Source organism: Streptomyces sp. NPDC102451 (assembly GCF_044765485.1).
Classification (GTDB): Bacteria; Actinomycetota; Actinomycetes; order Streptomycetales; family Streptomycetaceae; genus Streptomyces.
The window spans coordinates 17,221-40,686 of the sequence record NZ_JBIWKD010000018.1; the positions used below are offsets into that span (position 1 = coordinate 17,221).

Here is a 23,466-nt window from a genome sequence, read left to right on the forward strand (position 1 = left end):
TCGCGCCCCTCCGGCGTGTCCGGAGGGGCACACGGCCGGGCAGCGGGTAGCAGAGGGAGCGGGGAATACGGCGGGCGCGGACCGTGCTCGCACCGGCAGGAGGTATGAACACCATGGGCGAACCGGCCGAGGACACGCAGTACCGCGTCGAGCACGACTCGATGGGCGAGGTGAAGGTGCCCGTCCACGCGAAGTGGCGGGCGCAGACACAGCGCGCGGTGGAGAACTTCCCCGTCTCGGGGCAACGGCTGGAGCGGGCCCACATCGAGGCCCTGGGCCGGATCAAGGCCGCGGCGGCCAAGGTCAACGCCGAGCTGAAGGTGCTGGATCCGGACATCGCGGACGCAATCCAGGAGGCCGCCGCGGAGGTGGTGGCGGGGCGCTGGGACGAGCACTTCCCCGTCGACGTGTTCCAGACGGGCTCCGGCACGTCGTCCAACATGAACACCAACGAGGTCGTGGCGACGCTCGCCACGGAGCGGCTGGGGCGCGAGGTCCACCCCAACGACCACGTCAACGCCTCCCAGTCGTCGAACGACGTGTTCCCGTCGTCGATCCACATCGCCGCGACCGCCGCCGTCACCGCGGACCTGATCCCGGCGCTCGAACACCTGGCTGCATCCCTGGAGCGGAAATCAGCCGAATTCTCGGAGGTCGTGAAGTCGGGCCGTACGCACCTGATGGACGCCACCCCCGTCACCCTGGGCCAGGAGTTCGGCGGTTACGCGGCGCAGATCCGCCACGGCGTCGAGCGGCTGCACGCCTCGCTCCCCCGGCTCGCCGAACTCCCCCTGGGCGGAACCGCGGTGGGCACGGGGATCAACACCCCGCCCGGCTTCTCCGCCGCGGTGATCGCCGAGGTCGCCCGCTCCACCGGGCTGCCGCTCACCGAGGCCCGGAACCACTTCGAGGCGCAGGGCGCCCGGGACGGGCTCGTCGAGGCGTCGGGCCAGCTCCGTACCATCGCCGTATCGCTCACCAAGATCTCCAACGACCTCCGCTGGATGGCCTCCGGGCCCCGCACCGGTCTGGCCGAGATCAGCCTGCCTGACCTGCAGCCGGGGTCCTCGATCATGCCGGGGAAGGTCAATCCGGTCATCCCCGAGGCCGTGCTGATGGTCGCGGCCCAGGTCACGGGCAACGACGCCACGGTCGCCGTCGCGGGAGCGGCCGGCAACTTCGAGCTCAACGTCATGCTCCCGGTGATCGCGAAGAACCTGCTGGAGTCGGTGCGGCTGCTCACCAACGCCTCCCGGCTGCTCGCCGACCGTACGGTCGACGGCATCACGGCCCATGTGGAGCGGGCCCGGCAGTACGCGGAGTCCTCGCCCTCGGTCGTGACCCCGCTGAACAAGTACATCGGCTACGAGCAGGCGGCGAAGGTCGCCAAGAAGTCCCTGGCCGACGGCACGACGATCAGGGAGACCGTGCTGGCCGGAGGATACGTCGAGCGCGGCGACCTGACGCTGGAACAGCTCGACGAGGCCCTGGACGTGTTGCGTATGACCCGACCCTGACGCGTAACGCACCGTGCGGGCGGGCGCGTCCCTAAGATCTCTTCATGACAGCGACGGAAGCGGGTACGGGAGCAGGCACCGGGGCGGGTGCGGGGGACGGCGGGCGCTGGTCGCCCGGGGACCGGATCCTCTGGCGCTACCGGGACAACGGAAGACCCCGTCCCGGCAACGGCCACGGCAACGCCGGTGGCAGTGGCGGTGGCGGTCAGGCGGTCCACATCTGCCGGCCGGTCACCGTCGTCCAGGACACCGACGAGCTACTGGCGGTGTGGATGGCGTCCGGCACCGAGTGCGTGAAACCCGTCCTCGCCGACGGCACCCAGGTGCACGCCGAGCCGCTCGCCACCCGCTACACACGCCCGCGCACGACGGTGCGCTCCCGGTGGTTCGGCTCGGGTGTGCTGAAGCTCGCCCGGCCGGGCGACCCCTGGTCGGTCTGGCTGTTCTGGGACCGCGGCTGGCTCTTCCGCAACTGGTACGTCAACCTCGAGGAGCCTCGCTCACGCTGGGCGGGCGGGGTCGATTCGCAGGACCATTTCCTGGACATCTCGGTACGTCCCGACCACAGCTGGGAGTGGCTCGACGAGGACGAGTTCGCACAGGCGCAGCGGGTCGGGCTGATGGACGAGGCCACCGCACGGCGGGTGCGGGAGGCGGGGCTGGCGGCCGTCGAGGTGATCCAGCGCTGGGGCACGCCGTTCAGCGACGGCTGGGAGCACTGGCGGCCCGACCCCCGCTGGCAGGTGCCCCCGTTGCCTGATGACTGGGACCGCACCCCTGCCCCCACGCCGCCGTGAGACCCTTGATGCACCCCAGGGGGGCAAACGTAGGATCGCCCTCCACGACCGCTCCGCCGGACCGATGTGCCACAACCGGCGTGACCGGCCAGGGGCCTGACCACCAGTCACCGCACGCACCGCATGAGTCGCACGGCCCACGGAGCCGGGCGGACCGTGCGTCGCACGAACCACTTACGAGGGGTGGAGACGTGTTCGCTGTCCGCTGCCCAGCCGCCGGAGGAACCCTTACCGGTCGACCTGGTGGCCGTACGGTTTCGGCCCCTTTTCCGAGGGCATCCGGTGACAGCCGTTGTTCTCACCGCTCTTGCCGGGGCACAGTGGCGCAGCCCCCCGAGGTGATTGCCTCATACAACCGGCCCGGACGGACGGAATCCCACGCGTGACGGAGCACCCCACCTCCCACGAAGGCCGGCAGCCCCTCGCCGCCCGGCCGCAGGAACGCGCCCGGCCCCGGCAGGAGGAGGCCCCGCCGGGCGCCGCTGCCACCGCCGCGATCCCCGGCCCTTCCCCGGTGCCTCACCCGGCGAAGGGCCCGGTCCCGGGCGCCGTACCGAGTCCGGCGCCCGGCCCCGATGCCGCCACGCCCGTCGCCGACACGCAGACGGTCAGCCGCCGCGAGGGGGACCGGCTGCGTTTCGTCGGCGCGGCGACCCGCCGGATCGCGCGCGGCATAGACCTGGACGAGATCGTGCTGGGCCTGTGCCGGGCAAGCGTGCCCACGTTCTCCGACGCCATACTCGTCTACCTCCGCGACCCGCTCCCGGTGGGCGACGAGCGGCCCGTCAGCCCCTTCGTGCTGCGGCTGCGGCGCACCGACCGGCTGCGGCTGGCCGACGAGGAGAGCGAGAGCGGGCCGGAGGGCGAGCGGCTGCGGCTGTCCGTCACCGACCCGCAGGCCGGGCTGCTGCCCGCCGCCGACCTGTGCGAGATCCGGGCGGGCGGGGCGCTCGCCGAGGTGCTGCGCGGGGTGCGGCCCGTCTTCGGGGACTCCGCTGCGGCCCGTGTCGCCCTGCCCGAGCTGCTGGGTGCCGGACGGACCGTGCCGACCGGGCACCGCGCGATCCTGGCTCCGCTGCGGGGCCGCCGCCGGGTGATCGGCGCCGCCGTCTTCCTGCGGGGCACGGACCGTCCGCCGTTCGAGGCGAACGACCTCCTGGTCGCGGCCCAGCTGGCCACGCACACCGCGCTGGGCATCGACAAGGCCGTGCTGTACGGCCGTGAGGCGTACATCGCCGACGAACTCCAGCGCACGATGCTCCCCGACTCCCTGCCGCAGCCCACCGGCGTACGCCTGGCCTCGCGCTACCTCCCGGCCGCCGAGACGGCCCGGGTCGGCGGGGACTGGTACGACGCGATCCCGCTGCCCGGCAGCAGGGTCGCCCTGGTCGTCGGTGACGTGATGGGGCACTCCATGACGTCCGCGGCGATCATGGGCCAGCTGCGCACCACCGCGCAGACCCTGGCCGGCCTCGACCTGCCCCCGCAGGAGGTCCTGCACCATCTGGACGAACAGGCGCAGCGGCTCGGCAGCGACCGCATGGCGACCTGCCTGTACGCGGTGTACGACCCCGTCGCCCACCGCATCACCATCGCCAACGCGGGCCATCCGCCGCCCGTGCTGCTCCACCTGGGCGGCCGGGCCGAGGTGCTGCGGGTGCCGCCGGGCGCACCGATCGGTGTCGGCGGGGTCGATTTCGAGGCGGTCGAGCTGGACGCCCCGGCGGGGGCCACGCTGCTGCTGTACACGGACGGTCTGGTGGAGTCCCGGCTGCGGGACGTCTGGACGGGCATCGAGATCCTGCGGGAGCGGCTCGCCGCCACCGCGCAGCTGACCGGCCCGGACCATTCGCCGCCGCTGGAGGCGCTCTGCGACGACGTGCTGGACATGCTCGGCCCCGGCGACCGGGACGACGACATCGCTCTGCTGGCCGCACGCTTCGACGGGATCGCGCCGAGCGATGTCGCGTACTGGTTCCTGGAGCCGGAGGACGCGGCGCCCGGCCGGGCCCGCAGGCTGGCCCGCAGGGCGCTGAGCCGGTGGGGTCTGGACGATCTCTCGGACGAGGTGGAGCTGCTGGTCAGCGAGGTGGTGACCAATGCCGTGCGCTATGCGGAGCGGCCGGTGACGCTGCGGCTGCTGCGTACGGACATCCTGCGCTGCGAGGTCGGCGACGACTCCCCGCAGCTGCCCCGGCAGCGGCGCGCCCGGGAGACGGACGAGGGCGGGCGCGGGCTGTTCCTGGTCAACCGGCTGGCCAGGCGGTGGGGGGCGACCCGGCTGTCGACGGGCAAGGTGGTCTGGTTCGAGATGGCCACTCCGTAGGGGTTCGTACCGTCTCCTCCCGTTTCACGTGTTGCCGACCTCCCGTCGGCGGAGTTGACTTCAGTCGTGAACGAAGCGACCTGACCGATACCCCACCCCGACGGGAGGACGCTCCTGACCCAGGAAGCCCAGAAGGTTCCGTACACCACGAACAATGCCGGGATCCCGGTGGAGAGCGACGAACACTCGCTCACCGTCGGACCGGACGGACCGGTGCTGCTCCAGGACCACTACCTAATCGAGAAGATGGCCCAGTTCAACCGTGAACGGGTCCCCGAACGCGTGGTCCACGCCAAGGGCAGCGGTGCTTACGGCACCTTCGAAGTGACGAACGATGTCAGCCAGTTCACCAAGGCGGATCTTTTCCAGCCGGGCAGGCGCACCGAGATGCTCGCCCGCTTCTCCACCGTCGCCGGTGAGCAGGGGTCGCCCGACACCGGCGTGACCCCGTGGATTCGCACTGAAGTTCTACACGGAGCACGGGAACTACGACCTGGTCGGCAACAACACGCCGGTCTCCTCACGGACGGTGACGTCCACCGCCGTGACCTGTTCGAGTCGATCGAGCGCCGTGATTTCCCGAGCTGGACCCTGAAGGTCCAGATCATGCCGTTCGACGACGCTCCGGACTACCGGTTCAACCCGTTCGACCTGACCAAGGTGTGGCCGCAGGGCGACTACCCGCTGATCGAGGTCGGCCGGATGACGCTGAACAAGAATCCCGAGGACTTCTTCGTCCACATCGAGCAGGCCTCGTTCGAGCCGTCGAACATGGTCCCCGGGATCGGTCCCTCGCCCGACAAGATGCTGCTCGGCCGGCTGTTCTCGTACCCGGACACCCACCGGTACCGGATCGGGCCGAACTACCAGCAGCTGCCACCGAACCGGCCGCGTTCGGCCGTCCACTCGTACGCGAAGGACGGACCCATGCGGTACGAGCCGTCTCGCACCGGGGCGGTCTACGCGCCGAACTCGTACGGCGGGCCGGCGGCCGACACCGAGCGCTACGGCGACCCGGCGGGCTGGGCCTCGGCGGGCGAGATGGTCCACGAGGCGTACAAGCTGCGCAGCGAGGACGACGACTGGGGGCAGCCCGGCACCCTGGTGCGCGAGGTGCTGGACGACGCGGCGCGCGAGCGGCTCGTCTCCAACATCGCCGGGCATCTGCTGGACGGCGTGAGCAAGCCGGTCCTGGAGCGTGCCGTGCAGTACTGGCGCAACGTGGACAAGGGTCTCGGTGACCGTGTCGCGACGAAGGTCAACGGCGGCTGACGCCGGACACGGCTGAGGGGCGGGTGCCGGCCGGCACCCGCCCCTCAGCCATCCGCCCCTCAGCCGTCGCTACTGCCCCAGCAGGCTGTCGCTGCCCGGGCGCTCGCCCGGCGGCTGGTCCCCGTCGTCGGGGTCCTTCGTGGCGCTGGGACTCCCGCTCGGCTCCCCGGAAGGGGTCTCGCTCGGCGTCTCGGCCGGCGGCGACTCCTCGCCGGCTGTCTCGCTCGGCGACTCGGTGGGCGTCTCGGGCTCCTCGGAGGGGGTCTCCGACGGCTCCTCGGTCTCGGACGGGGTGGTGGAGGGGGTCTCGGTCACCGCCGTCTCACCGCTCTCCACGCCCTCCAGGTCGAAGGTGGCGTCCGAACCGCCGCCGAGTGCGCCCAGGGTGTAGTCCGCCCAGATCTTCGCGGGGAATCCGCCGCCGTTGGCCCGGCCGGAGTTGGCCGTGCCGGTGAGGCTGACCTGGCCGCCGCCCTCCTTGGTCGACTCGCCGTACAGGGCGACGACGGTCGTGAGCTCCGGGGTGTAGCCGGCGAACCACGCCGCCTTGTTGTTCTCCGACGTGCCCGTCTTGCCCGCCGCGTCGTAGGCGGAGGTGTTCGCCTCGTGCCCCGAGCCGACGTCGACGACCTCGGTCAGCGCCTGCGTCACCGTGTCCGCGGACGCCCGGCTGATCACCTGGCTGCCCACCCCGTCGACGGGCTCCATGGTGCGGTCGCGGTGCTCGGCGGACTTCACGATGGTCGGGGTGACCTTCTTGCCGTGGTTGTCGAGCGTGGCGTAGACGCCGGCCATGTCCCACGTCGAGGCGTTCATGGTGCCCAGGGTGATCGCGGGGCGCTCGGGGAAGTTCTCGTCCGGCACGCCCAGGTCGAGGGCGGTCCTCTTCACCGCGGCCGGGGTGACGTCGACGACCATCTGCGCGAAGACCGAGTTGATCGACTTGTCCATCGCCGTCCGGACGGTCGGGCTGTCGTAGCTGCGGTCGTCCTCGTTCTCCGGGGCGAACGGGGTGTCGCTGCCGACGACCGGGCGCTTGCTGGTGCCGTCGTAGACCGTGTTCAGGCCGATCAGGTCGCCGTCCTGGGTGGTCGATTCGTTCTCCAGCGCGGAGGCGAGCACCAGCGGCTTGAAGGTGGAGGCCGGCTGGTAGTCCCGGCGGGTGGCGTTGGAGATGTAGTGCTCGGTCGCGCCGACACCGCCGTACAGCGCGACGACCTTCCCGGTCTTCGGGTCCACGGACGTGGCACCGGCCTGGACGGTCGAGTCGACCTTGTTGTTCTTGCGGTCGAGCTGGTCCTCCAGCTGCTGGTCGACCGACTTCTCCAGCTGCTTCTGCCGCTTCTTGTCGATGTTGAGGGTGATCGTCCAGCCGCCGGCCTCCCGCATCTCCTCGGTGATGCCCTGGCGCTCCATCTCGCGGTTCGCGGCCTCGACGAGATAGCCGGTCTGGCCCTCCATGCCCGGGGCCGCCTTGGGCGCGTCCGGGACGGGGAACGTCAGCTTGTCCCGCTCGGCCCGGTCCAGCCAGCCCTCGTCGACCATGTTGTTCAGCGTGTAGGCCCAGCGCTCCTTGACGAGCTTCTTGCCGGTGGGCGTGGCGTTCGCCCAGTCGTACTGGCTGGGCGCCTGGAGCAGGGCCGCGAGATAGGCGCCCTGGGAGGTGTCGAGGTCCTTGGCGTCCACACCGTAGTAGGCCTGGGCCGCCGCCTGGATGCCGCTCGCGCCACGTCCATAGTAGACGGTGTTGAGGTACCCGGCGAGGATGTCGTCCTTCTTCATGCGCTGGTCGACCTTGAGGGAGATCACCAGCTCCTTGAGCTTGCGGCTGACCGTCTGGTCCTGCGTGAGGTAGTAGTTCTTCACGTACTGCTGGGTGATCGTGGAGCCACCCTGCTTGCCCTTGCCGGAGAGGGTGTTGAGCAGGCCTCGCGTGGTGCCCTTGAGGTCGACGCCCTGGTCCCGGTAGAAGGACTTGTTCTCGGCGGCGACGAACGCGTGCTGGACCTTCTTCGGTACGACGCCGAGGTCGACTATCTCGCGGTTGACACCCTTGCCGGTCCGAGCCAGGAGCGTGCCGTCGCTGTACTTGTACACGTTGCTCTGCTTCTGGGCCTGGGCGTTGGCCTCAGGCACGTCCACGTAGACGTAGAGCGCCGCGAAGGCGCCCATCACGAGCAGGCAGAGCCCGAAGAAGGTGCCCAGCATCTTCCGCCAGGTGAAGAGCCGGCGTATGCCACCGCCCCTGGCGGCCCGGCGCGCTTCCCGCCCCTGGGCTCGTCGCGCTTCCGCTCGACCCATCGCTGTGGTGCTCCTGTTCTTCTGCTCGTACCGCTCCGGCCAGTCAGACCTGCCAGCTAACACCGAAAGCCTGGACAAAAGACAAGCGATCCGGCCTTTTCCGGACGTGAGAATCAGCACCCGGTTCTGAAGGAACCGACTCACGAGAGGTGCGCAAGGTTGCGAGGGGCGTTAATGTGTAATCACATTGCTAGCGCGGTGATAAGCCGCACGGAACGGGGGGACCCATGTCCGCACCGCACGACCTTCCCGGCGCCACCGGCCCCGGCGCCGAACTGACGCCTGACACGCCCGAGATGCCCGCGCCCCAGGTCAGGGAGGTGACCGCCCACTCCATCCCCGGCGGTCTCGGCCTGCTGCTCACGGTCCTCGGGGTCTTCCTCGGCGTGGCCCTGGCCATCATCGGCGGCGTTCTCGGCTCCGACGGCCACAACGGAGTCGGCATACCGCTCTTCATCCTCGGGCTGCTCCTGACCATCGCCTCCTTCTTCTGCATGAGCGGTGTGAAGATGGTCGCTCCGGGCGAGGCCCGGGTCATCCAGCTCTTCGGCCGCTACGTCGGCACGATCCGCGCGGACGGCCTGCGCTGGATCAACCCGCTGACGTCCAGCCGCAAGATCTCCACCCGGGTCCGTAACCACGAGACGGCCGTCCTGAAGGTCAACGACGCCTACGGCAACCCGATCGAGCTCGCGGCGATCGTCGTCTGGAAGGTCGAGGACACCGCGCAGGCGCTCTTCGAGGTGGACGACTTCCTGGAGTTCGTGGCCACCCAGACCGAGGCGGCCGTCCGGCACATCGCGATCGAGTACCCGTACGACGCCCACGAGGAGGGCGGGCTCTCCCTGCGGGGCAACGCCGAGGAGATCACCGAGAAGCTCGCGGTGGAGCTCACCGCGCGGGTGCAGGCGGCGGGCGTCCGCATCATCGAGTCCCGCTTCAGCCACCTCGCGTACGCCCCCGAGATCGCCTCGGCGATGCTCCAGCGGCAGCAGGCGGGGGCGGTCGTCGCGGCGCGTCAGCAGATCGTCGAGGGCGCGGTGGGCATGGTCGAGATGGCGCTGACCCGGATCGCGGAGCAGGACATCGTCGAGCTCGACTCCGAGCGGAAGGCGGCCATGGTCAGCAACCTGATGGTGGTGCTGTGCGGTGACCGTGCGGCGCAGCCGGTCCTGAACACGGGGTCGCTCTACCAGTGACCGACGACGCGGCTCCTCCTCCCGACCGGGGGGCCCGGCGCGGGCCCACCCGTAAGCAGATGCTGCTGCGGCTCGATCCGGCGGTGCACGATGCGCTGGCTCGGTGGGCCTCGGACGAGCTCCGCAGCGCGAACGCGCAGATCGAGTTCCTGCTGCGGCGGGCGCTGTCGGAGGCGGGCCGGCTTCCGGGCGGGGCGTCCCCGATCGCCCGCCGGGGGCGGCCCCCGAAGAGCGCGCCGCCGGAGCCACCGCCGGAGTGACTCTCCCGGCCCGCCCATTCAAGCCCCGCCGGCGATTGAGGCGCGGGGGTCCGGGGGCGGAGCCCCTGGTGGCCCGCACTCCGGGCCCGGGTGTCCTCAATCGCCGGACGGGCTTGAATTCGCCCCCTGCGTCCCGGGCGCCGGGGGCGTATACATGCCGGGTATACACAACGTGTACAGTGCGGGGCATGTCAATCGGTCACACCCTCCTCGGGCTCCTGGAGTCCGGCCCCCGCCACGGTTACGACCTCAAGCGCGCCTTCGACGAGAAGTTCGGGCACGATCGTCCCCTGCACTACGGGCAGGTCTACGCGACCATGTCCCGCCTGCTCAAGAACGGGCTCGTCGAGGTCGACGGGGTCGAGACGGACGGCGGCCCCGAGCGCAAGCGGTACGCCATCACGGACGCGGGCATCACCGACGTCGCCACCTGGCTGGCGCAGCCCGAGAAGCCGGAGCCGTACCTCCAGTCGACCCTGTACACCAAGGTCGTCCTGGCCATGCTCACCGGCCGCAGCGCCGCCGACGTACTGGACGCCCAGCGCTCCGAGCACCTGCGCATGATGCGCATCCTCACCGACCGCAAGCGCAAGGGTGACCTCGCCGACCAGCTGATCTGCGACCACGCCCTGTTCCACCTGGAAGCCGATCTGCGGTGGCTGGAACTGACCGCCGCACGGCTCGGCAAGCTCGCCGAGGTGGTGGCCCCGTGACCCCCGCCGGCTCCCTGCTCGCCGCCCACGACCTGCGCAAGACCTACGGGTCGACACCCGCGCTCGACGGCGCCTCGTTCTCCGTCCACCCCGGCGAGGTCGTCGCCGTGATGGGCCCCTCCGGCTCCGGCAAGTCGACCCTGCTGCACTGCCTCGCCGGGATCATCACCCCCGACTCCGGCACCATCACCTACGCGGGCCGGGACCTGTCCGCGATGTCCGACGCCGAGCGCAGCGCCCTGCGCCGCAGCGATTTCGGCTTCGTGTTCCAGTTCGGCCAGCTCGTCCCCGAGCTGACCTGCGTGGAGAACGTGGCACTGCCGCTCCGGCTGAACGGCACCCGGCGCAAGGCCGCCGAGCGCACCGCACTGGAGTGGATGGAGCGTCTGGAGGTCGAGGACCTCGGGGCCAAGCGCCCCGGCGAGGTCTCCGGCGGCCAGGGCCAGCGCGTCGCCGTGGCCCGTGCGCTGGCCGCGTCCCCGAAGGTGGTCTTCGCCGATGAGCCGACCGGCGCCCTCGACTCCCTCAACGGCGAGCGCGTCATGCAGCTGCTCACCGAGACGGCCCGGTCCGCCAACGTCGCCGTGGTCCTGGTGACCCACGAGGCCCGTGTCGCCGCCTACTCCGACCGCGACGTCACCGTGCGCGACGGCCGGGCCCGCGACCTGGAGCACGCCATATGACGCTGCTCGACGAGAAGCGGACCCCGACACCCGCACCCGCACCGCCGGCCCGCCCCTCCCGCACCCCGCCCTGGCTGCGCGACCTCGCCCTCGGCGTCCGCTTCGCCGTCGGCGGCGGCCGCGAGGGCTGGACCCGCACCCTGCTCACCGCCGTGGGCGTCGGCCTCGGGGTGACGCTCCTGTTCCTCGCCGCCTCCGTGCCGCACGCGCTCGACGCGCGCAACGCCCGCGACCAGGCCCGCAGCGAGACCAAGATCTCCGAGAACCCCGACGCGCAGGGGAAGAAGTCGGACAGCTCGGTCCTGCGGATCTCGGCGGACTCCGAGTACCACGACCGCACCATCACCGGCTATCTGATGCGCGCCGAGGGCGACCACCCGGTCCTCCCGCCGGGCATCGACGCCATGCCGGCGGCCGGCGAGATGGTGGCCTCCCCCGCCCTGAAGGACCTGCTGGACTCCCCGGACAACGCCCTGCTCAAGGAGCGTTTTCCGTACGAGGTGACCGGCACGATCGCGGACGAGGGGCTGCGCTCACCCGGCGAACTGTGGTTCTACGCAGGCAGCGACACCCTGACCACGGCCGCGGGCGGCCACCGGCTCACCGGATACGGCGACCCCGGCCCGAACCCACCGCTCGCCCCGCTGCTCATCGTGCTGGTGATCATGGTCTGCGTGGTGCTGCTGGCACCCGTCGCCATCTTCATCGCCACCGCCGTACGCTTCGGCGGCGACCGCCGCGACCGCCGGCTCGCCGCCCTGCGCCTGGTCGGTACGGACATCCGGTCGACCCGCCGGATCGCGGCCGGCGAGGCCTTCTTCGGCTCACTGCTCGGCCTTCTCGTCGGACTGGCACTGTTCCTGACAGGACGCCAGTTCGTCGGCTACGTGGAGATCTGGGACGTCAGCGCCTTCCCCGCCGACCTCGCCCCCGACCCGCGGCTGTGCCTGCTCATCGCACTCGCCGTCCCGCTGACCGCGGTGCTCGTCACGCTGACCGCGATGCGCTCGGTGGTCATCGAACCGCTCGGGGTCGTACGCAACAGCCGGGCCCGCAAGCGCCGCCTGTGGTGGCGGCTGCTGTTCCCGCTCGCGGGGCTCGGCGTGTTCGGGCTCACCGGCAAGGCCGGCGAGTACCAGGTCGTGAACCCGTACGCCATCGCCGGCGGCGCGGTCCTGGTCCTCGTCGGGCTCGCCCTGCTGCTGCCGTGGCTGGTCGAAGCCTGCGTGAACCGGCTGCGCGGCGGCCCGGTGCCCTGGCAGCTCGCCACCCGCAGGCTCCAGCTGAGCAGCGGAGCGGCCTCCCGCGCGGTGAGCGGCGTCACCGTGGCGGTGGCCGGCGCGGTGGCCGTGCAGATGCTGTTCGCCGCGATGAACGCCGACTTCAACAAGGCCACCGGGCAGGACACCACCCGCGCCCAGTTCTACGCCTCGTCGGAGCAGGTCAGCGGCGACGCCGCCGTGCGGACGATCAAGGAGTTCCGCGCCACCAGGGGCGTCACCCAGGTCATCGGCATGGTCGAGGCGTACGCCACCAAGCCGGGGAAGTACTCCGAGGACGACATCCAGCCCACCACCTCCTTCAGCGTCGGCGACTGCGCCACCCTGCGCGAGGTCGCCCGCATCGACTCCTGCGAGGACGGCGACACCTTCGTGGTGCACCCCAGGGGCGACAAGGACATGGCGGACTGGATGGACCAGACCGCCCGCAAGGGCGAGGTGGTCCAGTTCGACTCGGGCAGCAGCAAGTCGCTGCGCTGGACGCTGCCGGCCGACGCGAAGACCGTGACGAGCCGCAAGGACCCGGTCGGCGAGGACCGCTGGGGGATCATGGTCACCCCCGGGGCGATCGACGCGACCACCCTGCCGGGCGCGATCACCGTCTCGCAGATCCGCATCGACGACAGCGTCCCGGACGCCGCCGAGTACGTACGCAACACGGCGGCCCGCATCGACCCCGGCATGCGCCTGGTGACCATGATGTCCGTCGAGCGCGACCGGCAGTACGCCAGCATCCAGACCGGCCTCCAGGTGGGCGCGACCGCCACCCTGCTGCTGATCGCCGCGTCCATGCTGGTCTCCCAGCTGGAGCAGCTCCGTGAGCGCAAGCGGCTGCTGTCGGTCCTGGTCGCCTTCGGCACCCGACGGGTCACCCTCGGCTGGTCGGTGCTGTGGCAGACGGCGATCCCGGTGGTCATCGGCCTGCTGGTCGCGGTGGCCGGCGGTCTCGCCCTCGGCGCCACCCTGTGCTGGATGATCGACAAGGAGGTCTCGGACTGGTTCCTGTTCCTGCCGTTGGCAGGTGCGGGCGCGGCCCTCATCCTCCTGGTCACCCTGCTCTCCCTGCCGCCGCTGTGGCGCATGATGCGCCCCGACGGGCTGCGCAGCGAATAGCGTCCGGGCGGCCGGCCGGACCCGTGGTCTCAGGTCCGGCCGGCCGCCGCCACGCGTACCGGCAGTGCCTCCATCGCACCGCGCAGCGCGACGGCGAGCTCCTCGAACTCCTCGTGGCGCGCCGAGCCCGTCCGCACGGCCAGCGCCACCCGCCGCGAGGGCGCCGGCCCCTTGAAGTAGCCGGTGGACAGCGCCTCGTTCCGCCCGGTCTCCACCGCCACCGCCGTACGCGGCAGCAGCGTCACCCCGAGCCCGCCCGCGACGAGCTGGACCAGGGTGGAGAGCCCGGCCGCGGTCGTCGTCACCGGCGCCCCCTGGGTGCGCCCCGCCTCCCGGCAGACGTCCAGCGCCTGGTCGCGCAGGCAGTGCCCCTCGTCGAGCAGCAGCAGCGGCAGGTCGCGCAGCGTCTCGCGCGGCAGGCCGGTGCGCCCGGCCAGGTGGTGCTCCTTCTCCATGACGAGCACGAAGTCCTCGTCGAACAGCGGAAGTTCCGTGACCCCGGGCATCCCGAGCGGCACCGCGAGCAGCAGCAGGTCCAGCCGGCCGGCCGCCAGCCCCTCCAGCAGCGAGGAGGTCTGCTCCTCGTGGACCTGGAGGTCCAGGTCCGGGTAGCGCTCATGGACCAGCCGGAGCACGGCGGGCAGCAGATACGGCGCGACCGTCGGGATCACGCCGAGCCTGAGCACCCCGGTGAACGGCGCGCGCACCGCCTCGGCCTCCTCCATCAGCTCCCCGAGCGCCTCCAGCACCACCCGGCTCCGCACCGCGAGGCGCTCCCCCGCGGGCGAGAGCAGCACCTTCCGCGTCGTACGCTCGATGAGCTGGACACCCAGTGCCACCTCCAGCGCGGACACCGCTCCGGAGAGTGCCGGCTGACTCATCCCGATTGCTGCCGCCGCGTCCCGGAAGTGGAGATGTTCCGCCACGGCCGCGAAGGCGCGCAGCTGCGAGAGGCTGGGCTGCTTGGCCCGCATAGTCTGATTTACGTACGCCACTGATAGGCACCTCCGATCATCCCGACCGAGTGTAGCTATTTCTGTGATCAATGCACTCTGTGCCAAGGTGGGGGCAGTCCAACCCCCAGGAACGCCCCCAAAAGGGAATTTCCTATGCAGCAAGGAGTGCGCGTGCTCACTGTCGGTGACAAGTTCCCCGAGTTCGACCTGACCGCTTGCGTGTCGCTGGAGAGCGGCAAGGAGTTCGAGCAGATCAACCACAAGACCTACGAGGGTCAGTGGAAGATCGTCTTCGCGTGGCCGAAGGACTTCACCTTCGTGTGCCCCACCGAGATCGCCGCCTTCGGCAAGCTGAACGACGAGTTCGCCGACCGTGACGCGCAGGTCCTCGGCTTCTCCGGTGACTCCGAGTTCGTGCACCACGCCTGGCGCAAGGACCACCCGGACCTGACCGACCTGCCCTTCCCGATGCTGGCCGACTCGAAGCACGAGCTCATGCGTGACCTCGGCATCGAGGGCGAGGACGGCTTCGCGCAGCGCGCCGTCTTCATCGTCGACCAGAACAACGAGATCCAGTTCACGATGGTGACCGCCGGTTCCGTGGGCCGTAACCCCAAGGAGGTCCTGCGGGTCCTCGACGCCCTGCAGACCGACGAACTGTGCCCCTGCAACTGGACCAAGGGCGAGAACACCCTCGACCCGGTCGCCCTCCTCTCGGGCGAGTGAGCTGATACGACATGGCACTCGATGAACTGAAGTCCGCCATACCGGACTTCGCCAAGGACCTGAAGCTGAACCTCGGTTCGGTCATCGGCAACAGCGAGCTCCCCCAGCAGCAGCTGTGGGGCACCGTGCTGGCCTGCGCGATCGCCTCGCGTTCGCCGAAGGTGCTGCGCGAGCTGGAGCCGGAGGCCAAGGCCAACCTCTCCGCCGAGGCGTACACCGCGGCGAAGTCGGCCGCCGCCATCATGGCGATGAACAACGTCTTCTACCGCACCCGGCACCTGCTGTCGGACCCCGAGTACGGGAACCTCCGTGCGGGCCTGCGGATGAACGTCATCGGCAAGCCCGGCGTGGAGAAGGTCGACTTCGAGCTGTGGTCGCTCGCCGTCTCCGCGATCAACGGCTGCGGCCAGTGCCTGGACTCCCACGAGCAGGTGCTGCGCAAGGCGGGCGTCGACCGTGAGACCATTCAGGAAGCCGTCAAGATCGCCTCGGTGATCCAGGCGGTCGGCGTGACCCTCGAAGCCGAGGCCGTGCTCGCCGAGTAGTACCCCGTGAACGAGAAGGGCCCCGAGGACGACCGACCGTCCCCGGGGCCCTTCTTATGTCACTTTCCCGGCTCGTCCGCCGGGTGCTCCGGCCGCTCGTCCCCGCCCGCGGGCTCCTCCGCCTGCCGGGCCGGGGGCGGTTCGGTGGGCGGTATGGCCGACAAGGCCGTGGCGCCGTGCGGCCCCGGCCCCTGGAGCACGGCCGGGTCCTGTCCGTACGAGCGCAGATAGCCGACCACCGTGTTGGTCACCGCGACCAGCGGTACGGCGACGACCGCGCCGCCGATGCCGGCGACCATGCCGCCCGCCGCGACGGACAGCACGACGGCCAGCGGGTGGACGCGTACGGCGCGGCCGAGGATGAAGGGCTGCAGGATGTGGCCCTCGATCTGCTGGACGGCGAGCACGACGATCAGCACCATCAGCGCGGTGAACACGCCCTGGGTGACGAGCGCGACGACCACCGCGAGGGCTCCGGAGACCACCGCGCCGACCAGGGGGATGAACGCGAAGAGGAAGATGAAGACGGCGAGCGGCACCGCCATCGGCACATCGAGGAAGTAGATCCCCAGCCCGATGAAGATCGCGTCGATCAGGGCGACGATCACCGTGCCCCGCACATAGGCGGTCAGCGTGCGCCAGGCGCGCGGTCCGGCGCCGGCGACGCCCGGCCGGGCCTGGGCGGGGACCAGTTTGAGCACCCACTGCCAGATGCGCTTCCCGTCGTACAGCAGGAAGAGCGTCGAGAACATCGCCAGCAGCATCCCGGTGAGGACCTCCACCATCACGGTGACGCCCTGGAGCCCGGCGGAGGTGATCTCCTCGGTGTTGGTGCCGATGGTGTCGCTGAGGTTCTTCGCGATGTCGTTGATCTGCGACTCGGTGACGTGGAACGGGCTGTCGAGGAGCCAGCGCTTCAACTCGTCGATGCCGTCGCGCACCTTGTCGGAGAGCGTGTCCAGGTTGTCCATCACCTGCCACACGACGAACCAGCCCACCAGGCCCATCACGACGAAGCCGAGCACCGCCGTGACCGCGGTGGCCAGACCGCGTGGCAGCCCGGTCCGCCTCAGCCGTACGACGGTCGGCTGGAGCAGCGCGGTCACCAGCAGGGCGGCGACGAACGCGAGGACGACCAGCTGGACGGCGCTGATGATCCGCATGAGCACCCAGAGCGTGCCGGCGAGGACCAGCAGTCGCCAGCCCGCCTCGGCCGCCACCCGCATCCCCCAGGGGATCGCGGCCACCGGGTCGGGTTTCGCCGCCACGGAGGGGGCGTAGGCGGGCGGGGCGGGCACCTGTTCGGCGACGACCGTGGAGAGCGTCGACGACGAGCCGCTCACGGCATCCGCGTCGGCTCTGCGCTCGTCCTCGGCGCGGCGTTCTTCCAGGCGCGCCCCGATCTCGGTGAGTTCGGCGCCCAGCCGGCCGAGCCACCCCGGAAGTTTCGACATGGATCTTCCCTTCCCCCGTCCGCTCCCCGCACGCCCCCCGGAGCTCTCCGGGTCGACCGTACACGCGGGAAGCCCCGCACCGTAGGACGGTGCGGGGCTTCCCGGAGTTGAGCGAACCTCGCGGGGTTCTAGTACCAGTTGTTGGCCTGCCAGAAGGACCAGGCGCCGCACGGGCTGCCGTAGCGGCCGTCCATGTAGCTGAGGCCCCACTTGATCTGGGTGGCCGGGTTGGTCTGCCAGTCGGCACCGGCGGACGACATCTTGGAACCGGGCAGCGCCTGGACCAGACCGTACGCGCCCGAGGAGGGGTTGGACGCCTGGTAGTTCCAGCTCGACTCGTGGTTCACGATGTTGCTGAAGCACTGGAACTGGTCGGCCGGGATCATCTGGCGGGCCATCGCCTGCACGTCGGCCACGCTGTAGGAGCCCTGCGCCGAGAACGAGGTGGCGTCGCGGACGGCGGACCGGCTCGCCCGGTCGGCCTCCTTCTTCGCCTGGCGATCCGCCTCCAGCTTGTCCTCGGCCGCCTGCTTCTTCGACTTGGCGTCCTTGGCGGCCTGGATGCGGGCCGTCTCCTCGGCCGACTTCTTCGCCGCCGCGTCGGCCGCGGACGCCTGGGCGTCGGCCTGCTGCGTCAGCGAAGCGGTCTGAACCTGGGCCTGCTGGCCCGCGGGGATGTCTGCGAGCAGCGTGGTGTCGGCTGCGGCCGCCTCGAAGTTGTTGTCGTCGGCAGCGGGAGTGCTGCCCGACGCAACGCCCACGACGGCGCCTACGGTGGTTACGGCGGTGGCGGATGCCACGGCGAACCCCCGGACCGAGATCCGGCTCACACGGTGTCCTTCCAGCATCGCCCGCTTAGGTGACCTCGCGGGCGCAATCGTGCCCCTGACACTGGCCTCCCTACTGCTTGGGTCACGGGAGGCACGGGCCCGGTGGGCGACTTCCTCACGGAAGCGCCGCGTGGTGCTCGCGGGCGGCATACGGACGGCGATTGTTGAGTTGTGTGGTGCGTGGCGCCTCTGGAGGTGCCCAAGTGCCGTATGCGGGGCCTGACGGAAGCAAGACTCTGCCGGACGGACACGGCCCGTTGCAATTCTGTGTTGCGTGGGAAAGGTCACACCCCGTTTGGCGCACCACTTTTTCGGAAATGACGGCGCAGCACAATGCCGCCCGGCTAAGCTCCTTGGCTCGCCGGGCGGCATCTATGGGGTGTTACGGGTCAGATGTGACCGTCCTCCAGCATTTCGGTCACCAGTGCGGCGATCGGCGAGCGCTCGGAGCGGGTGAGCGTGACGTGCGCGAAGAGCGGATGCCCCTTCAGTTTCTCGACCACGGCGACGACTCCGTCGTACCGGCCGACCCTGAGGTTGTCCCGCTGCGCCACGTCATGCGTGAGCACCACCCGCGAATTCGCCCCGATACGGGACAACACGGTCAGCAGGACGTTCCGTTCCAGCGACTGCGCCTCGTCCACGATCACGAACGCGTCGTGGAGCGAACGGCCCCGGATGTGGGTGAGCGGCAGGATCTCCAGCATCCCGCGCCCCAGCACCTCTTCGATGACCTCGCGCCCGGCGACCGCCGACAGCGTGTCGAAGACGGCCTGCGCCCAGGGGCTCATCTTCTCGGCCTCGCTGCCGGGGAGATAGCCGAGCTCCTGCCCGCCGACCGCGTACAGCGGACGGAAGACCATCACCTTCTGGTGCTGGCGGCGCTCCAGCACGGCCTCCAGGCCCGCGCAGAGCGCCAGGGCCGACTTGCCGGTGCCCGCCCGGCCGCCCATGGACACGATGCCGACGTCCTGGTCGAGGAGCAGATCGAGCGCGATGCGCTGCTCGGCGCTGCGGCCGTGGATCCCGAAGGCCTCCCGGTCGCCGCGCACGAGACGCACGTTGCCCTCGGCCGTGACCCTGCCGAGCGCCTTGCCCCGCTCGGACTGGAGGACCAGCCCCGTGTGCACCGGGTATTCGGCCGCCTCCGGGATGAACAGGCTCTCCTCACCGAACAGCAGATCGACCTGTTCCGCGGCGAGGGAGAGCTCCGCCATCCCGGTCCAGCCGGAGTCGGTGACGGCGAGTTCGGCGCGGTACTCCTCGGCGAGGAGGCCGACCGAGGACGCCTTGATCCGGAGCGGCAGGTCCTTGGAGACGACGGTGACGTCGTACCCCTCGGCCTGCAGATTGCGTGCGACCGCGAGGATCCGTGAGTCGTTGTCCCCCAACCGGTAGCCGGCGGGCAGTACGCCGGGGTCGGAATGGTTGAGTTCGACACGGAGCGACCCGCCCAGATCCCCGAGCGGGATCGGGGCGTCCAGCCGGCCGTACCGGACGCGGAAGTCGTCCAGCAGACGCAGGGCCTGCCGGGCGAAGTATCCCAGCTCGGGGTGGTGCCTTTTGGCCTCCAGCTCCGTGACCACGACGATCGGCAGCACCACTTCGTGCTCGTCGAACCGGGTCATGGCTTTGGGGTCGGCCAGCAGGACGCTGGTGTCGAGAACATAGGTGCGCCTGTCGGGCATGCGGCGCTTAGTGCTGGTCACCACGGAAGGACGTACCCCCTCGGACGAGGTCGGGGAGTGCGACGCACGTCGCGGAACTTCCCGAAGGGAGAGGACGGACCGGGTTCGGGCCCCGTGCGCGGGCCGAACACCGGCCCTCCGCGTCGGCCGCACGGTGTGCGGTCCTTCGTGTGCAAAGGGCCTCCCGGGCGAGCGGGCTGGGTGCCGCTCACTTGGCTGCGACGTCCGCCTGGTTACTGACCGGACATCGACCTGAGAGCTGTATTCCCTCGAACACGCGAAGCCATGCCCCTGCCTGCGACAAGGGTCTTCCGTTCGGATCGGCCCGCACCCGGGTGAGGAGGTGCGGGGCGGCGGCCTCAGGCCCCGTAGCGCCGGTGGCGGGCCGCGTAGTCACGCAGGGCGCGCAGGAAGTCGACCTTGCGGAAGGCCGGCCAGAAGACCTCGCAGAAGTAGTACTCCGAATGGGCGCTCTGCCAGAGCATGAAGCCCGACAGCCGCTGCTCGCCGCTCGTACGGATCACGAGGTCCGGGTCGGGCTGTCCGCGGGTGTAGAGGTGCTCGGAGATCAGGTCCGTGGAGACGACCTCGGCGAGCTCCTCGAAGGTGGTGCCCCGGGAGGAGTGCTCCAGGAGGAGGGAACGGACCGCGTCCGCGATCTCCTGGCGTCCGCCGTAGCCGACGGCGACGTTGACGATTATCCCGTCGACGCCCGCAGTGGCCTCCTCCGCCTCCTTGAGGACGGCCTGGGTCCGGGAGGGCAGCAGGTCGAGGGTGCCGACGTGGTGGACGCGCCAGCGCCCGTCGGACGCCAGCTGGCGCACGGTGTTCTCGATGATGCCGAGCAGCGGGATGAGCTCCGCCTCCGGCCGGTCGAAGTTGTCCGTGGAGAGCAGCCAGAGGGTGACGACCTCGACATCGGTCTCGCTGCACCAGCCGAGCAGCTCCGAGATCTTGTCCGCCCCGGCCTGGTGTCCCTGCACGGCCGAGCCGCCGGACGCCTTCGCCCACCGCCGGTTGCCGTCGAGGATGACTCCGATGTGCTTGGGCACCTGGTCGTGGTCCAGGCGGCCTCCCACCCGGCGTGCGTAGAGCCCGTACACCAGGTCGCGCAAGTTCACTGAGTTCACCCTCTCGGTTCCGTACGGGCACCGGGCCCGCCCTCCCCCTCGCGGGGGGTCCGGGGCCGCCCCCCGGGGGATCGCCGCGCGGTCCGCGCACCGCGCTGCTCGCGCCGCGGACCGGCATGTCCCGAAGCCGCCACATTACTGCGGCGGGGTCACAGGGGCCCAACCCGGCCTGTCACAACTCCGCGATAAGCCCGGCCGCCGGCCGGCCTTAGAGTGAAACGTGACTGATTCCTTCTCCTACCTCCCCGAAGCGTCGCGCTACGACTCCATGGAGTACCGCCGCACCGGCCGCAGCGGCCTCAAGCTGCCGGCGGTCTCGCTCGGCCTCTGGCACAACTTCGGCGACGACCGGGGCCTCGGCTCCCAGCGGGCGATCCTGCGCCGCGCCTTCGACCTCGGCGTGACCCACTTCGACCTGGCCAACAACTACGGCCCGCCGCCCGGGTCCGCCGAGCTGAACTTCGGCAAGCTCTTCCGCCAGGACTTCGCCCCGTACAGGGACGAGCTCGTCATCTCCACGAAGGCCGGCTACCGGATGCACCCGGGCCCGTACGGCGAGTGGGGGTCCCGCAAGTACCTGCTCTCCTCGCTCGACGCCTCCCTGCAGCGGATGGGCCTCGACCACGTCGACATCTTCTACTCCCACCGCTTCGACCCCGCGACCCCGCTCGAGGAGACGATGGGGGCGCTCGCCTCCGCCGTGAGCCGGGGCAAGGCGCTGTACGCCGGTGTGTCCTCCTACAGCGCGGAGCAGACCGCCGAGGCGGCCCGCATCCTCAAGGAGATGGGCGTGCCCGCCCTGATCCACCAGCCGTCCTACTCGATGGTCAACCGCTGGATCGAGGCCGACGGGCTGCTCGACACGCTGGAGACCGCGGGCATGGGCTGCATCTCCTTCGCGCCGCTCGCCCAGGGGCTGCTCACCGACAAGTACCTGTCGGGCATCCCCGAGGGTTCGCGCGCCAGCCAGGGCAAGTCCCTGGACCCGGGTCTGCTGTCCGACGAGATGGTGCGCCGGCTGCGCGGGCTGAACGAGATCGCGCGGGGCCGCGGGCAGTCCCTCGCGCAGCTGGCGCTGAACTGGGTCCTGCGCGACAACCGTATGACCTCGGCCCTGATCGGCGCGTCGAGCGTGCGGCAGCTGGAGCAGAACGTGGCCGCGCTGGGCGCCCCGGCGCTGACCGCCGCCGAGCTGAAGGAGATCGACACCTTCGCCGTGGACACCGCGAGCACGAACATCTGGGCCAACCGCGGCTGACGCGGGGCGCCCCCGGCTGCGGACCGGAGTCCGGGCACAAAAAAACGGGCCGGTCCGTGGGGGGGGTTACGGACCGGCCCGAGGGGGGGTTTCCACCATAACCCTTCGTAAGTGATGCTGCGTGCCACGGCACGAAATAATCACTCTCCGAATTTGCTGGATCGCGCTGCGGGCACACCTTCCGGGGCCTTCCGGGGCTTTCCGGGGCGCCCATTGGCGTCGTACAGGACAGTTCCTGTCCTGTAGGCGTCCTACCTTCGGCCCATGACGACACGAGCCCGCACGATGACCGTGAGCTGGGACCGGGCGAACGCCCGGCGCCTGGACCGGCAGTTCTCCGCCCATGGCGTCACCGGGGCCGTCTCGGCGATGCTCGGGGCGCACGCACAGGTGCTGTCGGCCGCCGAACTCTCGGCCGGGCTCCGCGCACCGGGGGCGACGCGTACGGATGTGCGTACGGCGCTGTGGACGGACCGGGCCCTCGTCAAGACGTTCGGCCCGCGCGGCACCGTGCACCTGCTGCCCGCCGATGAGCTGCCGATGTGGACGGGAGCCCTGTCGGCCGTGCCCATGGGCAGCAGCCCGTTCCCCAAGGACGCCCGGATGACACCGGAGCAGGTCGAGGCGGTCGTGGCCGCGGTGGCGGACGCCCTCACGGGGGCCGAGCTCACGGTCGACGAGCTCTCCGACGAGGTGATCGCCCGCACCGGGCCCTGGGCGGGCGACCTGGTGATGCCCGCGTTCCAGGGCATGTGGCCGCGCTGGCGCCAGGTGCTGCACCTGGCGGGCCACCGGGGCGCCCTGTGCTACGGGCCGAACCGGGGCCGGAAGGCCACGTACACCAACCCCGGGGCCGTCCCCATGCCCGCCCGGGAGGCGACGGCCGAGCTCGTACGGCGCTATCTGCGGGCGTACGGTCCGGCCACCCCGGAGCACTTCGCCCGGTGGCTCGCGGCGCCGCGCGGCTGGGCGGGCCGGCTCTTCGAGGAGCTGGCCGGGTCCGGCGCGATCGAGGCGGTGGAGTTCGAGGGCTGCGGGGCGGCCTGGGTGGCGGCGGGCGACACCCGCTTCCCGTCGGACCCGCCGCGCGGGGTGCGGCTGCTCCCCTACTTCGACGCGTTCGCCATCGCCTCCCGGCCCCGCGAGCGGCTCTTCCCCGGCGCGGCGTACGGACGCGCGCTGGCAGGCGGCCAGGCGGGCAACTTCCCGGTGCTGCTGGTGGACGGCGTGGTCGCCGGGGTGTGGCACCAGCGCCGCTCGGGGAAGCGGATCGCGGTGACCGTGGAACCGCTGATCACGCCGGACGCGGGGCGGACGCGGGCGCTGGAGGAGCAGGCGGAGGCGGTGGGCCGGGTGCTGGAGGGGAGTCCGGAGCTGACGGTGGGAGAGGTGACCGTGGGCGGGCACGCGTAGGCGGA

Annotated in this window: 18 protein-coding genes and 1 pseudogene; 13 read left to right on the forward strand and 6 right to left on the reverse strand. The window is 70.8% G+C overall.

Going from position 1 to position 23,466, the window contains the following annotated elements:
• Positions 1-113 precede the first annotated feature (113 nt).
• From ACIRD8_RS30325 to ACIRD8_RS30340, 4 genes and pseudogenes are all read left to right on the forward strand, one after another.
• Positions 114-1,517: a class II fumarate hydratase gene (locus ACIRD8_RS30325; protein WP_403998785.1), complete on the forward strand. Its 1,404-nt coding sequence runs from the start codon at positions 114-116 to the stop codon at positions 1,515-1,517.
• 44 nt (positions 1,518-1,561) lie between these two features.
• Complete coding sequence (locus tag ACIRD8_RS30330; RefSeq protein WP_403998486.1) at positions 1,562-2,314, forward strand: DUF402 domain-containing protein; 753 nt, start codon at positions 1,562-1,564, stop codon at positions 2,312-2,314.
• Between the two features lie 382 nt (positions 2,315-2,696).
• A complete protein-coding gene (locus ACIRD8_RS30335) occupies positions 2,697-4,640 on the forward strand; it encodes a SpoIIE family protein phosphatase (protein WP_403998489.1) in 1,944 nt (647 codons plus the stop codon).
• A 114-nt stretch (positions 4,641-4,754) separates the two neighbouring features.
• Positions 4,755-5,912, forward strand: a pseudogene (locus ACIRD8_RS30340) (catalase).
• A gap of 69 nt (positions 5,913-5,981) precedes the next feature.
• Here the strand turns inward: ACIRD8_RS30340 and ACIRD8_RS30345 are convergent.
• The gene (locus ACIRD8_RS30345; RefSeq protein WP_403998492.1) at positions 5,982-8,213 is read right to left on the reverse strand and encodes a transglycosylase domain-containing protein; all 2,232 of its coding nucleotides are present in this window, start codon (positions 8,211-8,213) and stop codon (positions 5,982-5,984) included.
• A gap of 227 nt (positions 8,214-8,440) precedes the next feature.
• Here ACIRD8_RS30345 and ACIRD8_RS30350 point away from each other — a divergent pair, with 227 nt between their 5' ends.
• The 5 genes from ACIRD8_RS30350 to ACIRD8_RS30370 all read left to right on the forward strand — a co-directional run bounded on the left by ACIRD8_RS30350 (position 8,441) and on the right by ACIRD8_RS30370 (position 13,461).
• Positions 8,441-9,412, forward strand: coding sequence for an SPFH domain-containing protein (locus ACIRD8_RS30350; RefSeq protein ID WP_403998495.1), 972 nt, complete (start codon positions 8,441-8,443; stop codon positions 9,410-9,412).
• Positions 9,409-9,672 carry a hypothetical protein gene (locus ACIRD8_RS30355; RefSeq protein ID WP_403998498.1) on the forward strand — a complete coding sequence of 88 codons (264 nt, stop codon included), beginning with the start codon at positions 9,409-9,411 and terminating at the stop codon, positions 9,670-9,672. Before ACIRD8_RS30350 ends, ACIRD8_RS30355 begins: the two co-directional genes overlap by 4 nt.
• 188 nt (positions 9,673-9,860) lie before the next feature.
• Positions 9,861-10,385, forward strand: coding sequence for a PadR family transcriptional regulator (locus ACIRD8_RS30360; protein WP_403998501.1), 525 nt, complete (start codon positions 9,861-9,863; stop codon positions 10,383-10,385).
• Positions 10,382-11,068, forward strand: coding sequence for an ABC transporter ATP-binding protein (locus tag ACIRD8_RS30365; RefSeq protein WP_403998503.1), 687 nt, complete (start codon positions 10,382-10,384; stop codon positions 11,066-11,068). Before ACIRD8_RS30360 ends, ACIRD8_RS30365 begins: the two co-directional genes overlap by 4 nt.
• A complete protein-coding gene (locus ACIRD8_RS30370) occupies positions 11,065-13,461 on the forward strand; it encodes an FtsX-like permease family protein (protein WP_403998506.1) in 2,397 nt (798 codons plus the stop codon). The genes ACIRD8_RS30365 and ACIRD8_RS30370 overlap by 4 nt, the downstream gene beginning before the upstream one ends.
• Positions 13,462-13,490: 29 nt before the next feature.
• On the opposite strand, the gene ACIRD8_RS30375 is transcribed toward ACIRD8_RS30370, so the two are convergent.
• Positions 13,491-14,456 carry a LysR substrate-binding domain-containing protein gene (locus ACIRD8_RS30375; RefSeq protein WP_403998509.1) on the reverse strand — a complete coding sequence of 322 codons (966 nt, stop codon included), beginning with the start codon at positions 14,454-14,456 and terminating at the stop codon, positions 13,491-13,493.
• A gap of 132 nt (positions 14,457-14,588) precedes the next feature.
• Here ACIRD8_RS30375 and ACIRD8_RS30380 point away from each other — a divergent pair, with 132 nt between their 5' ends.
• Together ACIRD8_RS30380 and ACIRD8_RS30385 are read left to right on the forward strand one after the other, a co-directional pair.
• Positions 14,589-15,143 (forward strand): peroxiredoxin, encoded by a 555-nt coding sequence (locus ACIRD8_RS30380; RefSeq protein WP_014154322.1) that lies wholly within the window; start codon positions 14,589-14,591, stop codon positions 15,141-15,143.
• Positions 15,144-15,154: 11 nt separating this feature from the next.
• A complete protein-coding gene (locus tag ACIRD8_RS30385) occupies positions 15,155-15,688 on the forward strand; it encodes an alkyl hydroperoxide reductase (RefSeq protein WP_073744727.1) in 534 nt (177 codons plus the stop codon).
• Between the two features lie 59 nt (positions 15,689-15,747).
• On the opposite strand, the gene ACIRD8_RS30390 is transcribed toward ACIRD8_RS30385, so the two are convergent.
• The 4 genes from ACIRD8_RS30390 to ACIRD8_RS30405 form a co-directional block, all read right to left on the reverse strand.
• Positions 15,748-17,142 (reverse strand): AI-2E family transporter, encoded by a 1,395-nt coding sequence (locus ACIRD8_RS30390; protein ID WP_403998512.1) that lies wholly within the window; start codon positions 17,140-17,142, stop codon positions 15,748-15,750.
• A gap of 128 nt (positions 17,143-17,270) precedes the next feature.
• The gene (locus tag ACIRD8_RS30395) at positions 17,271-17,972 is read right to left on the reverse strand and encodes a lytic transglycosylase domain-containing protein (protein ID WP_403998515.1); all 702 of its coding nucleotides are present in this window, start codon (positions 17,970-17,972) and stop codon (positions 17,271-17,273) included.
• Positions 17,973-18,361: 389 nt separating this feature from the next.
• Positions 18,362-19,684 carry a PhoH family protein gene (locus ACIRD8_RS30400; protein WP_403998518.1) on the reverse strand — a complete coding sequence of 441 codons (1,323 nt, stop codon included), beginning with the start codon at positions 19,682-19,684 and terminating at the stop codon, positions 18,362-18,364.
• Between the two features lie 335 nt (positions 19,685-20,019).
• Positions 20,020-20,781 carry an isoprenyl transferase gene (locus ACIRD8_RS30405; RefSeq protein WP_403998521.1) on the reverse strand — a complete coding sequence of 254 codons (762 nt, stop codon included), beginning with the start codon at positions 20,779-20,781 and terminating at the stop codon, positions 20,020-20,022.
• Between the two features lie 229 nt (positions 20,782-21,010).
• Between ACIRD8_RS30405 and mgrA the strand changes: the two genes are divergently transcribed.
• Together mgrA and ACIRD8_RS30415 are read left to right on the forward strand one after the other, a co-directional pair.
• The gene (mgrA, locus tag ACIRD8_RS30410; protein WP_403998524.1) at positions 21,011-22,048 is read left to right on the forward strand and encodes an L-glyceraldehyde 3-phosphate reductase; all 1,038 of its coding nucleotides are present in this window, start codon (positions 21,011-21,013) and stop codon (positions 22,046-22,048) included.
• 264 nt (positions 22,049-22,312) lie between these two features.
• Positions 22,313-23,461 (forward strand): winged helix DNA-binding domain-containing protein, encoded by a 1,149-nt coding sequence (locus ACIRD8_RS30415; protein ID WP_403998526.1) that lies wholly within the window; start codon positions 22,313-22,315, stop codon positions 23,459-23,461.
• Positions 23,462-23,466: the final 5 nt, after the last annotated feature.